Origin of the sequence: Rhizobium atlanticum, assembly GCF_030182485.1 — a bacterium.
In the GTDB taxonomy this organism is placed as follows: Bacteria; Pseudomonadota; Alphaproteobacteria; order Rhizobiales; family Rhizobiaceae; genus Rhizobium.
This window is the reverse complement of sequence record NZ_JAQJCJ010000001.1, coordinates 430,923-443,933: the sequence shown is the minus strand read 5'-3', so window position 1 is coordinate 443,933 and position 13,011 is coordinate 430,923. Positions and strand designations below refer to the sequence as shown.

The 13,011-nt window shown below is 61.7% G+C and carries 11 protein-coding genes and 1 riboswitch; of the genes, 7 read left to right on the top strand and 4 right to left on the bottom strand.

The window, feature by feature from the left end; all coding sequences use genetic code 11:
• Positions 1–233 precede the first annotated feature (233 nt).
• Positions 234–376, top strand: a riboswitch (FMN riboswitch).
• A gap of 79 nt (positions 377–455) precedes the next feature.
• Both PH551_RS02125 and PH551_RS02120 read left to right on the top strand, forming a co-directional pair.
• On the top strand, positions 456–890 hold the full coding sequence (locus PH551_RS02125) for a 6,7-dimethyl-8-ribityllumazine synthase (RefSeq protein WP_064694549.1): 435 nt from the start codon (positions 456–458) through the stop codon (positions 888–890).
• A 146-nt stretch (positions 891–1,036) separates the two neighbouring features.
• Complete coding sequence (locus tag PH551_RS02120; protein ID WP_285191659.1) at positions 1,037–1,726, top strand: VOC family protein; 690 nt, start codon at positions 1,037–1,039, stop codon at positions 1,724–1,726.
• A 141-nt stretch (positions 1,727–1,867) separates the two neighbouring features.
• Here PH551_RS02120 and PH551_RS02115 read toward each other — a convergent pair whose 3' ends face one another.
• Positions 1,868–2,644, bottom strand: coding sequence for a DUF1194 domain-containing protein (locus PH551_RS02115; RefSeq protein WP_285191658.1), 777 nt, complete (start codon positions 2,642–2,644; stop codon positions 1,868–1,870).
• A 176-nt stretch (positions 2,645–2,820) separates the two neighbouring features.
• A complete protein-coding gene (locus tag PH551_RS02110; protein WP_285191657.1) occupies positions 2,821–3,723 on the bottom strand; it encodes a LysR family transcriptional regulator in 903 nt (300 codons plus the stop codon).
• 188 nt (positions 3,724–3,911) lie between these two features.
• On the opposite strand from PH551_RS02110, the gene PH551_RS02105 reads away from it, so the two are divergent.
• Positions 3,912–4,637: an SDR family NAD(P)-dependent oxidoreductase gene (locus PH551_RS02105; RefSeq protein WP_285191656.1), complete on the top strand. Its 726-nt coding sequence runs from the start codon at positions 3,912–3,914 to the stop codon at positions 4,635–4,637.
• Entirely contained in the window at positions 4,631–5,119 is a 489-nt protein-coding gene (locus tag PH551_RS02100) for a RidA family protein (RefSeq protein ID WP_285191655.1), read from the top strand. Before PH551_RS02105 ends, PH551_RS02100 begins: the two co-directional genes overlap by 7 nt.
• A gap of 54 nt (positions 5,120–5,173) precedes the next feature.
• On the opposite strand, the gene PH551_RS02095 is transcribed toward PH551_RS02100, so the two are convergent.
• Positions 5,174–5,713 (bottom strand): Pycsar system effector family protein, encoded by a 540-nt coding sequence (locus PH551_RS02095; protein WP_097598071.1) that lies wholly within the window; start codon positions 5,711–5,713, stop codon positions 5,174–5,176.
• A 130-nt stretch (positions 5,714–5,843) separates the two neighbouring features.
• Here PH551_RS02095 and PH551_RS02090 point away from each other — a divergent pair, with 130 nt between their 5' ends.
• On the top strand, positions 5,844–9,602 hold the full coding sequence (locus tag PH551_RS02090; protein WP_285191654.1) for a FecR domain-containing protein: 3,759 nt from the start codon (positions 5,844–5,846) through the stop codon (positions 9,600–9,602).
• Positions 9,602–11,572 (top strand): adenylate/guanylate cyclase domain-containing protein, encoded by a 1,971-nt coding sequence (locus tag PH551_RS02085; protein ID WP_285191653.1) that lies wholly within the window; start codon positions 9,602–9,604, stop codon positions 11,570–11,572. The genes PH551_RS02090 and PH551_RS02085 overlap by 1 nt, the downstream gene beginning before the upstream one ends.
• A gap of 50 nt (positions 11,573–11,622) precedes the next feature.
• Here the strand turns inward: PH551_RS02085 and PH551_RS02080 are convergent, their stop codons facing one another.
• The gene (locus PH551_RS02080; RefSeq protein WP_285191652.1) at positions 11,623–12,210 is read right to left on the bottom strand and encodes a TetR/AcrR family transcriptional regulator; all 588 of its coding nucleotides are present in this window, start codon (positions 12,208–12,210) and stop codon (positions 11,623–11,625) included.
• Positions 12,211–12,350: 140 nt separating this feature from the next.
• Here PH551_RS02080 and PH551_RS02075 point away from each other — a divergent pair, with 140 nt between their 5' ends.
• A complete protein-coding gene (locus PH551_RS02075; RefSeq protein WP_085778644.1) occupies positions 12,351–12,908 on the top strand; it encodes a DUF308 domain-containing protein in 558 nt (185 codons plus the stop codon).
• Positions 12,909–13,011: the final 103 nt, after the last annotated feature.

The window sequence follows — 13,011 nt, the reverse complement described above, 5'->3', positions numbered from 1 at the left end:
GGGGAGAAGGGGGATCCGGTAGCGTCTTGCTCCTTTCAGAAACGTCGCTTGTGAAAGCGCGGACAGGCAACTTGCTCGCCTTCGCCCCAGCGGGGAGAGATGCCCGTCAGGGCAGATGAGGGGGGTGAGGAGCATCAGCAACGAACGCCTTGAGCGAAAGCGAAGGGCAAATGACCACCACCGACGAAAACGTCTTCCCTATTGCCAGCCCGCCGCCTTGGCCCTATTGTCCGCGCCGTTCTCAGGGCGGGGTGAAAGTCCCTACCGGCGGTATGCAGTTTCGATTGCGAGCCCGCGAGCGCCTTCCTCGGAAGGGTCAGCAGATCAGGTGAGATGCCTGAGCCGACGGTCATAGTCCGGATGAAAGAGAACGTGCGCTGCTGCTGCCCTCCGGGCTGGCTGCGGATGCTCGTGATCGCCTTGGGTGATGTGTCTGTACGCCAAAGGAGATTACCATGACACCCACCCGTTATGCCTTCGTCAAAGCCGGCTGGCACGCCGATATCGTCGACCGTGCGCTCGAAGGTTTCCAACAGCTTGTTCCCGCCGAACAGATCGACGTATTCGACGTCCCCGGCGCCTTCGAAATGCCGCTGCTGTCGCGCGATCTTGCCGCGAGCGGGCGCTATGCCGCCGTCATTGCCGCCGCCTTCGTCGTCGATGGCGGGATCTACCGCCACGAGTTCGTCGCCCAGGCCGTGGTCGATGGCCTGATGCGCGCCGGCATGGATACCGGCGTGCCGGTGCTGTCGGTCTCACTGACACCGCATCACTATCAGGAAACCGAGCATCACACGCAGATCTACCGCGCTCATTTCGTCGAGAAGGGCCGTGAGGCTGCGCGCGCCGCTCTGATGATCGGCAAAACGCGCGCCGCCCTTGCTGCTTAAAAGCTAGCGCAACAGACGGCGGGATGGCCCGCCGTCTTCTTCATGTCGACTGAAGAATTGATTCGACGCTCCACCCGCGCTGTGGTCCACTCGCTCCTGACATGTATCGCCATTCTTAATGCGTCCAAACCTCAAGGGAGCTGAAGATGAGCAATGCAATGCGCAGTGAACCCCTAACCGAATCCATGAAAACACGACCGGTCGACACCAAGCTCGAAGTGGTCGTCATTCCCGTTTCCGACGTCGACCGCGCCAAACGTTTTTACGAGAGCCTTGGCTGGAGGCTCGACGCCGACTTCGCCAATGATGCCGATTTCCGCGTGATCCAGTTCACCCCACCGGGCTCCGGTTGCGCGATCATCTTCGGCAAGAATGTCACCGCCGCCGCTCCCGGCTCCGCCCAAGGCCTCTATCTCATCGTCTCCGACGTCGAGGCCGCAAGGCGCGATCTCATCGCCCGCGGCGTCGAGGTGAGCGAGGTCTTCCACGATGCTTCAGGCGTCTACGCCGGCAAGGACGAGCCCTATCTCTTCGGGCGCCTGCGCATCGCCGGCCGCGACCCCGACCACCGCAGCTATCGTTCCTTCGCCTCGTTCAAGGATCCCGATGGCAACGGCTGGCTGTTCCAGGAAGTCACCACACGCCTGCCGGGACGCATCGACGCCGATGAGACCGCCTTCTCGACATCGAGCGACCTCGCCGCCGCCCTCCGCCGCGCCGCCGAGGCCCACGGCGAACACGAGAAGCGCAATGGCGGCAAACACGACGAGAACTGGCCGGACTGGTACGCCGAATACATGGTCAGCGAACAGACCGGCAGGCAGCTGCCGTTATAGGTGGCGGCACGGAGCAGCCGCCTTGCCCGTCGGCACCTCAAGGTGAGGCTCTTCAAGCGGCAGATGCTTTCTTCTTTGCTTTATCGGTATGCCATGTGACAACCACACGGCATACCCTCTCCGGGCTCATCAGGTCGCGACTCACCGATCGAATATATCCCGCCACTGCTTCTCGCCGATCAGACAGTCCGACGTCGGCGCGTCGGCGGCTATCCTCTCCACCGTCGGCGAGGGTGAAATGCCGCTGATCTCGAGCACCAGCTTGCGGCGCACGGCGATGGCGAAATCCTCAATCCTGTGGACCGGCAGCACGAAGCTGCCGGGGCCGCCGATCACGCAATCGGCGTAATATTTGTCGAGCCCTCCGGGAGCATCGGAAGGACGCAGCATTATCGCCAGCCCGTTGATGATCATGCCCGACGCCATCGCCTTGTCCCTGGTGCCCGTCACCGGGCTGCCGGAATTGTTCGGACCGTCGCCGGAGACGTCGATCACCTCACGCCTGCCGCGAAAGGGTCCGGTGGTGATCATGCTGGCGCCCTGATCGATGGCTGTTGAGATCGAGGTGCGCCGTTGCGTGGCTATCGGCCGGGCGCCAAGCTTATCGGCGAAGGCGATCGCATCCGCTTCCGTCTCAATCACCTGCCAGTCGATCATCGAATCCTGGACGACATAGCCCGCCCATTCGAAATAGCTGATGGCGATGCGGCCGGTGAGCCCGCCCTTGACCGCATCGATGAATTCCTTGTGCTTGAGCGCCTCGACATAACCGTCGCGCTGAATGCCGATCTCTTCGAAATCCATTGACCGCGAGGTGTCGACGGCAAGCACCAGCGTCACATCAACTTCGTTTGCGCCCGCCCCAGCTGTCGGCACGACTCCGGTAAGACCCATGAGCACCGCAAGTGTGGTCAGCATCGGCAAATCCCCGCGCATCGAGCAGGGAAATGTAACACAGCTTGGCCGGCGAAGGACGCCCGGCCTCGTGCGGGGTTTCAATTTTCGGTGATATCAGGAGCGCCTGCCTTGCCCCTCAAGGCCGCTGCGGGGAACTCATAGAGAGAGACTCTCCTGCCATGCAGCTTTCCAGGACCTCAACGCAAAGGCGACCATAAAGGGTTCTTCCACGCCTTCAGCGCTTCCAGAAAAACCTGCAGGCGCAGCGGCAGGAAGCGGCGGGTGGGATAGACGGCGTGCACGAAGATTTCCGGCGAGGACCAGTCCGGCAGCAGGCGAATGAGCTCGCCTCGGTTGATCTCTTCGTCGCAATAGGTCGAAGGCAGCAGCCCGATACCGTGGCCGCGATAGGTAAAGGCGCTGACCGCCTCGAAGTCCCGACTGGAGACCGGCCCGGACACGCGCACGTGGGCCGACTTGCGGCCGCTGACAAGATGCCAATCCGCCTCGCCGTTGCGGCCGTTCAGGAGCACGCATCGATGATCCTTCAGGTCCTCGGGCTTTGATGGAAGCGCCCTGCCCTCGAGATAGTCGGTTGTCGCAACCAGATAGCGCACACTCCGGCCGAGCCGCTGCGCGACGATGGAAGAATCCTTGAGTTCGCCGAAACGAATGGCGAGATCGACATTCTCGGCGACCAGATCGAGGAAAAGGTTGGTGACGAAGAGATCGATCTGGATATCGGGATATGTCCTCAGGAAGGACGAGATGAATTCGTAGAAGACGTCCTGCCCGAAGATGACGGGCACGGAGATCTTCAGCAAGCCTTCCGGCTTCCTCTGCGTCTCCGTCAGCGCCTGCTCGGCGTCCATAAGATGGGCGAGCGGTTCGCTGCACCTGTCGTAATAGGCTCGACCCTGCGCGGTAAGGCTGAGCTTGCGGGTCGTGCGCTGCAGCAGCGTCACGCCGAGCTGCTCTTCAAGCGACGTCACCTTCCGGCTGACGGTTGAAACCGGCATGCCGAGGGAAAAGGCCGCACGGCTGAAGCTGCCATACTGCGCCACCTTCACGAAAACAGCGATGTCGTTGAGATCGGCCATGCGCCCATTTTTGCATTGATGCAAAAGAGAATCCAGATATTTCCATCTAATCGGGGAATGGAGTTTTCGCCATATTCACTTTGCGAAAACAACCACAACCCAGATGGCGGCGCGATCGCGGCGGCCCCATCTCGAGCGACCCGGCCGATCAGGCGCGACGTTGCCCGAACCAGATCACGGAGTTCAACATGACTACGGATAAGACTGTCATCGTTACGGGCGCCTCCCAGGGTATCGGCGCAGGCCTCGTCAACGCCTTTATCGCGCGCGGCTACAATGTCGTCGCCACCTCGCGCCAGGTCAGCGCCTCGGACGCCTTCGAGGCCTCCGACCGGCTGGCTCTCGTCGATGGCGACATTGGCGATGCCGAAACCGCAGCGCGGGTTGCAAAGACCGCGATCGATCGCTTCGGCTCTATCGACGCGCTCGTCAACAATGCCGGCATCTTCTTGGCCAAGCCGTTTGTCGATTTCACGATGACGGATTTCCGGACGTTGTCTTCGACCAATCTCGAAGGTTTCATCCATCTGACCCAGCTGGCCGTCAGACAGATGCGCGCGCAGAAGTCAGGCGGCAGCGTCGTCAGCATCACGACGCCATTGACCGATCATCCGATCGCCGGCTTCTCCGCTTCGGTGTCGATGATGACGAAAGGCGGCATCAACGCCATCTCCAAAAACTTGGCGATGGAATATGCGAACGAGAAAATTCGCTTCAATATCGTCGCTCCCGGTGTCGTGGACACGCCACTGCACAAGGACAATCCGAAGGATTTCCTGAGCACGCTCTCTCCGATAGCAGGCATTTCCAATGTCGACGAGATCGTCGAAGCGGTCCTCTTCCTGACGGAAGCCCCACGCATCACCGGGGAGGTGCTGCACGTCGACGGCGGCGCACATCTGGGCAAATGGTAAACCATCAAAAAGCGCAGGCAGCCGGCGCGGAACAGCGGCTGCGGGACCTCGGCATCACGCTTCCCCCGCCGCCGACGCCCTTCGGGGCCTATGTCGAGGCGATCCGGACAGGCAATCTCGTCTTCTTCAGCGGCATGCTGCCGGTCGTCGACCGCAAGCCGCGGTATATCGGCCGCATCGGCGGCGCGTTGACATTAGAGGACGGCAGGAAGGCCGCCGAAACGGCGACGCTCAGCGCCCTCGCCGCCGCCAGAGAGTACCTCGGCTCGCTGGACAGGGTCGTCAGCGTCGTCAAGCTCGGCGTCTATATCGCGACCGAAGGCGATTTCCGCGACCACCCGAAGGTCGCTGATGGAGCATCCGAAATGCTGCTCCAGGTCTTCGGCGATGAAAGACTCTCCGGCCGCGTCGTCCTCGGCGTCGCAAGCCTGCCCTTAGGTGTGCCGATCGAGATCGAGCTCGTCCTCGAAGTCGAGGATTGAATGGTCAGGGCGTGCCTCGGCGCGCCCTGCCTCCCTGAGGTCGCCGCCTCACTCTCACCCCGCCGCCAAGAGCAGCACATAGGCGATCACGCTCACCATCAGCCCGCGAAAGGCAAAGGTGACGCAGCGATACTTGTTGCAGGCGATGGCGGAGAGGATGTTGGCGTTTTCGAAATACTGGTCGAAGAGGTAGCGCTCGTCACGGCGGACAGCCGCCTCGAAGAACATGTCGCGATGCTTGGGCCAGGCGCCCCAGAACAGCGACGTGGAGGTGCCGAGACGCCGCGGCAGCACGACGAGAATCGCCGACAGCATTGAGAAGACCGAAGCTGCGGCAAGCAGGCCGGAGAACAGTATGCTGCCCGGCGTACCGCCGGTGTAGCGCCCCAGGCTGAAGACGGCCCTCACCTCGCTGGAGCTTACCAGAAAGGCGAGCATGAAAGTAAAGATATAAGCCGCCTTCTGATCGGATATCTTGATCTGATCATAAAATATGTCATTGATTTTCTTGATGTGATCGAAATACTCGGTACTGACGTCCCCGCTCGAGGGATTGCTCAGCATTACCTCAGTGACACTTTCAAATTCGCTCACCTGAATACTCCATACCTCAAAGTGTTTCCCTGATATTACACTTGTTGGCGAAAGCAAGAACACGTGTGCAACATGCTTGACTTTTCCACTCTACGCGGACAAAGGGGAAGCGGGGTATGGGGTCGAGGACATGCGGGGTTATTCCAGTAACATCTGTCGCATCGGGGTGGCGCTTGCATTTGCCGTGCCTGGTTTCGGACTGCAGGCAATGGCCGATCCCGTGCCACGCGCCACGCCGGTCGCCGGTTCAGTCATTGCCCGCAAGACCGGTGAGGAAGTGCGATTCATCGACGTGTCGGACTGGCGCGTCGTTGACATCAACCAGGATCTCCTGACCGGCGACGTGCTGCGCACCAATGCCAACGGCCAGCTCGCCATTGTCTTTTCCGATCACACGCAGGTCCGCCTCGGTCGCAATTCGTCGCTGCAGGTCAAGAAGATGGCCGCCAGCGGCGATACGGTGCTCAATCTCCAATCCGGCACCATCTGGGCACGCGCCGAGCGCGGCGGCCAGGGCCTGACTGTGGAAACACCGGCTGCCGCAGCAGCTATCCGCGGCACCGACTGGACGATGACCGTCGAAGACGCCAAGACCTCGATGATCGTGCTCGAAGGCCGCGTGGCGCTCAGCAACCCGCAGGGCAGCGTCGATGTCAGTGCGGGCGAAGGCGCCGTGGCGTCCATTGGCCAGGCGCCGCACAAGATCCTCAGCGTCAATCCTGACGACCGTGAACAGATGCTCTTTTATTTGGACCTTCGCGGTGGCTTCGACTTGCTGCCGACGTCGCCGCTGCGAGCCGATCGCATGGCGACCGAGCGTCGCCGCCTGCTGGCGCTGCCTCCCGAGCGCCGCACCACCGAGGACTGGTTGGAACTGGCCGAAGCGCAGAGCGCCTACGACGGACGCCAGGCAGCCACAGCAACACTGCAGAATATCCGCGGCCGCAAGCTGACAGTGGCCCAGCAGGCGCGCGTCGACCTTCTCGATGCCACCATTGCCGGCTCCGAAAAGCGCTATAGCGATGCCGCAAAGCTCTTCCAGAAGGCCCTGCCGCATCTCGACCCGACACGTCGCAACATGGCGCAATATGGTGGCTATTTCGCCCGCTCGCTAGCCGACCCCGCCCATGCCGAACCGCCGCCGGCCAATAGCGCCGGCCCTTATGGCGCAATCATGCAGGCCTATACGGCAGGCTTCCTGGAAAACCCGCGCGCAGCGCTCGAGATTATAAAGAAAGCGGAACGGCGCTATCCCGATGACCCGACCCTGCCGGCGGTCCGCGCCGAGCTGGCGCAGCTCGTTGACGACCGTAAGCAGATGAAGGAAGCGATCGAACGCTCGCTGGCGCTCGACCCTGACCATCCGATGGCGCTCTCCGCCCGCGCCGAATACAAGGCAGCCTATGAAAGCGATATAGACGGCGCTCTTGCGGACCTGAACCGCGCAATCGAGCTTGCCCCCGGCTCGTCGGGCACGTTGAACTCGCTCGGCCTGCTGCAGAGTTCGCGTGACGCCAATGGCGAAGCGGAAGAGGCCTTCCTCAAGGCGATCGCGCTCGATCCACAAGATCCAGTGGCGCATGCCAATCTCGCGATCCTTTATCTCGATCAGGGCCGCATGAAGGAAGCCAAGCGCGAGATCGACACGGCGCTCGCCGCCGAGCCGGGCTTCGACATCGCCATTCTCGCCCGCGGCCGCTACTACCTGCAGATAGGAGAGCGCGACAAGGCGCTGGAAGACCTGCTCGCCGCCAGCACCGCCAACCCCACCCACTCGCAATCGCAGCTGATGCTCGCCGCCGCCCATTATGAAAAGGGCGACCGCATCCCCTCCGAGCAGGCGCTCGACAATGCCGACCGACTGGACAACAACGATCCGGCGATTCCAGCCTTCCGCACGGCCGTCGACATCGACGACTATGACGCTGATGGTGCGATCCGCAATGCCCAGGAATTTCTGCGTCGCTCGCGTGCCCGCGGCGGCGATTACAGCGGTCTTGGCGCCAATGCAAGCGCCGGCTCGACGCTGAACAACGCCTTCCGACTGCAGGGCCTGGATGCCTGGGGCCGCTATTATGGCGATGCCGTTTTCGATCCTTTCGAAGGCAGCGGCTATATCGACCAGTCGATCAAGGGCAGCATCTTTCCTTTCGTAAACGCCGCCAACTTCAGCGACGACAATATCATCCAGAACCGCGGCAATGCGTCGAGCTACTCATCCTTCATCCAGGGCTTGCTGATTTCTCCGCACATGCTCTCCGGCCGTTCGCGCTCCGCGTCGCTCTTCGATGTCCCCTTCATCGAAGGCTCGCTCGGCGGCGGCATCAACAGCGTCGACGGGCATACAAGACGTATCGGTGAAGCCGATATCCAGGGGTATTCCAATGAGACCATCCCGATCAGCTTCTACGGCAACTTGACCTGGGAAGAGCTGGCGCTCGACCGCGACTACCGGAATTTCGGCGATGTCCAGACGGACAACAAGCTGCTGGGCGCCAACGGTTATCTGACGGCAACGGTCACGCCTGATGATCGCGTGGTAGCCTTCGTCAACCATGGCAAGAATGATGGAACGCTGGACGCGCAAACGCAGGGCACGGTCCTGACGGACCTGTTCAATTTGGCGGGCATTCCGATCAGAACGATAGTAACGTCGGAATATTTCCGCCGCGATGTGGAGAACGAGCTAACCAATGCCGGCATCGGCTGGAGCCACACCTTCGCCTATGAAAATATATTGAACGGTGCATTCCTCTATTCGGAAACCAGATCGCGGACAGCAAGCTCTCTTCAAGCCGACGATGCGCCTCTTTTCCCCCTACCCGATCCAGACATCATTCCCGTCCTTGATGGGGTCGAGGACATCTCATCCAAAACTTACATCGGGGCGCTCAGCCATTCCATCGGCAGCGGGCCGCTAACCTGGCGATACGGGATCGAGGGTGGGTGGATAGACACCAGCAAGACCGTCTCATCCCGGTCTTATGAAATCATTCCTCTCTTCCCGGTCATCCCGGAAGTCATCAGCGGTCCCAGCACAGCCAACAACACCGTCAGTATCGGTCGCGCCTATGTCGATGTGGTGCATGAGATCACGCCCGATCTCAAGGGCGAATACGCCTTGTTTGCCACGCGCCTGGAAGGCGATGGCATCGACATCAGCCGGCTGGAGCCGCGCTTCGGCCTCGCCTGGGCGCCGGTTCAAAACCACTGGCTGCGTGCCGCCTTCATGCGGCAAAGTGTTGACACCACAGTGCCGACCCTTGCCCCAATCGGCATACTCGGGCTGCAGGCCAACCAGTTCTCCACCAATCCGCAAGGCTATACAGATACGCTTGCCCTACAATGGGATGCCGAATGGACTGACCGCTTCTTCACTTCGGTGGAGTACCAGCATCAGGAACTCCACGATTTCTCGATCGATTTTCCGCTGATCTCGCTTCCCTCGGATACCAGCTTGCCGATTTCGCGCGGCAGCATCGATCGCGCTTCCGTCACTGCCAACGTCGCGCTCGGCAACGGTTTCGGTCTTTCCGCCACCTATGCCTATATGGATTCGGAGAACAGGGACCCGCTCGAGCCGATCTACGGTGGCCCCCTTCCCTTCATACCGCAGAACTCCGGACAGATTGCGCTGACCTGGGTGAACGAAGCCAAGGTCAAGGCCACAGTTGCCGCCAACTATATCGGCGAGCGCGACGGCGATCGGTTCGGCACCAAGCTCGACGATTACTGGACCCTCGACGCTCACCTGGTCTGGGAGCCGTTCGACAAGCGGGTCGAGCTGGAGGCAGCCGCCTATAACCTGCTCGATGAGGACTTCGAGATCACGCCCGGCGTGCCCGGCTGGGGCCGCGCCTTCAAGGGCACGCTCAAAGTCCGCTTCTGATGCGGATGCCGGACAAGCCCCGGCAGGCTAGGCAGATCAGGAGCCGTCATCTCAGGCTCCTGATACTGTCGCTGACCACGCTGATCGCCATCTCGCTCCTGTCGCGCCTCCCCGCCTGGTCGCTGCTGGAGCTCAGAAGCTTCGACTATCTGTCGACCGTCGACGATCCCCGTCCGCCACCCGGCGGGCCGGTCATCGTCGCCATCGACGAACCCTCGCTTGCCGATATAAACGCGCAATGGCCCTGGCCGCGCAGCCTGCATGCCGAGCTCATCAGCCAGTTGCGCGCCGCCGGCGCCCGCGTCATCGGCCTTGATATCATCATGGCCGAACCCTCATCATCGGATAATGACGCGGCGATCACCAGGGCCGTCGGCCCCGATGTCGTGCTGGCCGGCGACGAGACGCTGATCGAGACGCCGCAGGCATCGCAACTGATCCGGGCGACACCCCTGCCGCAATTGACCGAAGCGGGCGCCGTCACCGGCATCGCCTCGATCGATCTGAGCGGTGACGGCATCTTCCGACGCATCCCGGGCTATGAGGATGGCTTCGCGGCGATGCTGGCAAAGGCCTCGGGCGTGGCGCCCGAAGCGCTGCCTGCCGGCCGGCTTATCCAATCCTTCGGCCCGGCCCGCAGCTATCCCACGGTCTCCTATTACCAGGCGCTTGACCCGAAGAACCTGCTGCCGCCGGGCTACTTCAAGGACCGCGTCGTGCTCGTCGGCCTCAGCCTGCAGAATGCGCCCGCGATCGACAAGGGTGGCGTCGACGCCTTCGCCACACCCTATACAGTTCATACCGGCAAGCTAGTCTCCGGCGTCGAAATCCAGGCGACGATCTACGACAATATCCGCGACGGCCTGTCGATCGCCGAGGCCCGGCTGCCGACGGTAGCCGCCTGCATCCTGATATCGGTGCTGCTTGCCGCCGCCACCGTCTGGCGCTCAACGGGCTGGCTGACGGTCGTGAACAGCGTGGCGGCCCTCCTCGCCTTCGCGGCCGTCAGTGCCGCCGGCATCCGGCTCACCCATGTATTCGTTTCACCGCTCGGCCCGACGGTCGCCTATATCTCGGTTGTCTTCGGCCAGGCCGCCTTCGATTTCGCCGAGGAGCGCCGCAACAAGCGTCAGATCACCCGCGCCTTCGCCCAATACATCTCGCCCGATCTCGTCAAGCGCCTGTCGAGTGACCCGTCGCAGCTGAAGCTCGGCGGCGAGCGACGCACGCTTTCGGTTCTGTTCTCAGACGTGCGCGGCTTCACCACGATCGCCGAGACGCTGAAAGATGATCCGGAGCAGCTGACCGGCCTGATCAACCGGTTGCTGACGCCGCTTTCAGACGTGGTAATGGATCACGGCGGCACGATCGACAAATATATGGGCGACTGCATCATGGCCTTCTGGAATGCGCCGCTCGACGACCCCGACCATGCGCTTCACGCCGTGCGCGCCTCGCTCGCCATGCAGGCGGCGATTTCGCGTCTGAACGGTCAGCTGGAGCGGGAGGCGGCCGCACTCGGCCGCAAGCCGCATGTCTTGAAGATGGGCGTCGGCATCAACACCGGCGAGTGCATCGTCGGCAACATGGGCTCGACCCGCCGCTTCGATTATTCCTGCCTTGGCGACAGCGTCAACCTCGCCTCCCGCCTCGAAGGCGCCTCGAAGAATTACGGCGTGGCGCTGCTGCTCGGCGAGGAAACCGCAAGGCTGGTCGCTGACACCTATATCGTCGTCGAACTCGACCGCATCATCGTCAAGGGCCGCACCGCCCCCTCACCCGTCTTCACCGTCGTGCACAAGGCCGACGCCAAAGCGCTGGCCGCCCACCAGGCATTCATCGACGCCAAATATGCCGCCACGCTCGCCCCGTCGGACCCGGTCTTCGACAAGCTGGCCGCCGATATTCCCGAGCTTGCCGGCTATTACGCGATCGTGCGGGATGGGCTGGCCGCCGATGGCAAGGAATGACCTGAGGGACTAGATTTCACCAGCAGGCGGCTTCGGACTAGGGGTTAATCCTAGCGACCCGCTGACCGCAGCCTCGCAAACTCAGGGGCAACGACTGCGATGAACACCCCGGCATTGCCGAAAGCCCTCGCCGACAGCATCGCCCCATGGACCGATGCCATCAGCATTTGCGCCTGCTCCTCCGGCCGCTTGTCCAGCTGAAACAGGCCTTGCTCGACCCCAGCCTCCAGCACCGAGGTTAGCCAGCCCGCGAGATTCTGGAAATGCGCGCGGACGCGGGATGCGACCTCGTCCGGCAGCATTTGCATTTCACTCGCCAGCATTGCGCAGACGCAGAACGGCTGCGAGGCATCCCGAATGCATGTGTGCCAATAGTCGATATAGAACTGCAGCTGATCGGCCGGGCTTGCGGCCTGCTCGCGCAGAGACTGCAGACCCGCCTGCGCCTGCTTGATGTAGCGATCCACCAGCGCCGAGACGAGATCGGCCTTCGTGGGAAAATGATGGTGGATGCTCGCTTTCCTGATGCCGATGGCAGCCGAGATATCGGCATAGCTGAAGCCGTTATAGCCTCCCGCAACAATGAGAGACTGTGCGATGTCGAGGATTTTATCGGAAGTCGAAGCCATTGATTTCATAGCGTCGCCTATCTTTTGGTAGGCATATTGTCAAGCCTATTGCTGTCCTCATCCCCTCACAAGAAGGTGTCCGGCCATGGCGTTGACTCGATCCAATAGACTTCCTACTAGTAGGTAGCCAAAAAACAAGGAACCCTCCGATGCAAAGCTTTTCCTCAAGCCAGTCCAACTGGCTGCCATCCTATTATTTCACACGTGCCGCATTCTCCGTCACCTGGATTGCCACCGCCATTCTGTTGGGGCGTCAGTCTGGCCCCGCCGCCTTTCTGCTGGTGATCTACCCTCTGTGGGATGCGCTGGCCAATCTGGTCGACGCCCGGGCCAACGGCGGCCTGAAGGCCAACCCGTCCCAGGCGCTGAATGTCGTGGTCAGCACGATCATGACGCTCACCGTCATCATCGCCGTCAGCAGCAGCACCTATGCGGTTCTTGCCGCGTTCGGCGTTTGGGCGATCTTCTCCGGCCTGTTGCAACTCTATACCGGCGTCAGGCGCTGGCGCCTCTACGGCGCCCAATGGGTGATGATCCTTAGCGGCGCCCAATCGGCCCTTGCCGGCGGCTTCATGATCAGCCAGTCCCTCGGCACCACGGCGCCGACGATCCTGGATATCGTCCCCTATGCGGCATTCGGAGCATTCTACTTCCTGCTTTCGGCAATCTGGCTCGTCGTCGCATCCTATCGCAAGGCGCAAGCATAGACGCTGTCGGTCCTGCGGCGGCAAGTTCGAAGCCGCTTGCCGCCGTTGAAAGGCCGACCGCCAGTGTGGCCTGCGATTTGCGGAAGACGATCAAGCTCTTTCG

Bases quoted from the DNA above. Each gene is read 5' to 3' on its own strand.
- PH551_RS02105 (WP_285191656.1), top strand. From the start codon at position 3,912: ATGACTACGGATAAGACTGTCATCGTTACGGGCGCCTCCCAGGGTATC.
- PH551_RS02110 (WP_285191657.1), bottom strand. From the start codon at position 3,723: ATGGCCGATCTCAACGACATCGCTGTTTTCGTGAAGGTGGCGCAGTAT.
- PH551_RS02125 (WP_064694549.1), top strand. From the start codon at position 456: ATGACACCCACCCGTTATGCCTTCGTCAAAGCCGGCTGGCACGCCGAT.
- PH551_RS02090 (WP_285191654.1), top strand. From the start codon at position 5,844: ATGCGGGGTTATTCCAGTAACATCTGTCGCATCGGGGTGGCGCTTGCA.
- PH551_RS02120 (WP_285191659.1), top strand. From the start codon at position 1,037: ATGAGCAATGCAATGCGCAGTGAACCCCTAACCGAATCCATGAAAACA.
- PH551_RS02085 (WP_285191653.1), top strand. From the start codon at position 9,602: ATGCGGATGCCGGACAAGCCCCGGCAGGCTAGGCAGATCAGGAGCCGT.
- PH551_RS02075 (WP_085778644.1), top strand. From the start codon at position 12,351: ATGCAAAGCTTTTCCTCAAGCCAGTCCAACTGGCTGCCATCCTATTAT.
- PH551_RS02115 (WP_285191658.1), bottom strand. From the start codon at position 2,644: ATGCTGACCACACTTGCGGTGCTCATGGGTCTTACCGGAGTCGTGCCG.
- PH551_RS02100 (WP_285191655.1), top strand. From the start codon at position 4,631: ATGGTAAACCATCAAAAAGCGCAGGCAGCCGGCGCGGAACAGCGGCTG.
- PH551_RS02080 (WP_285191652.1), bottom strand. From the start codon at position 12,210: ATGAAATCAATGGCTTCGACTTCCGATAAAATCCTCGACATCGCACAG.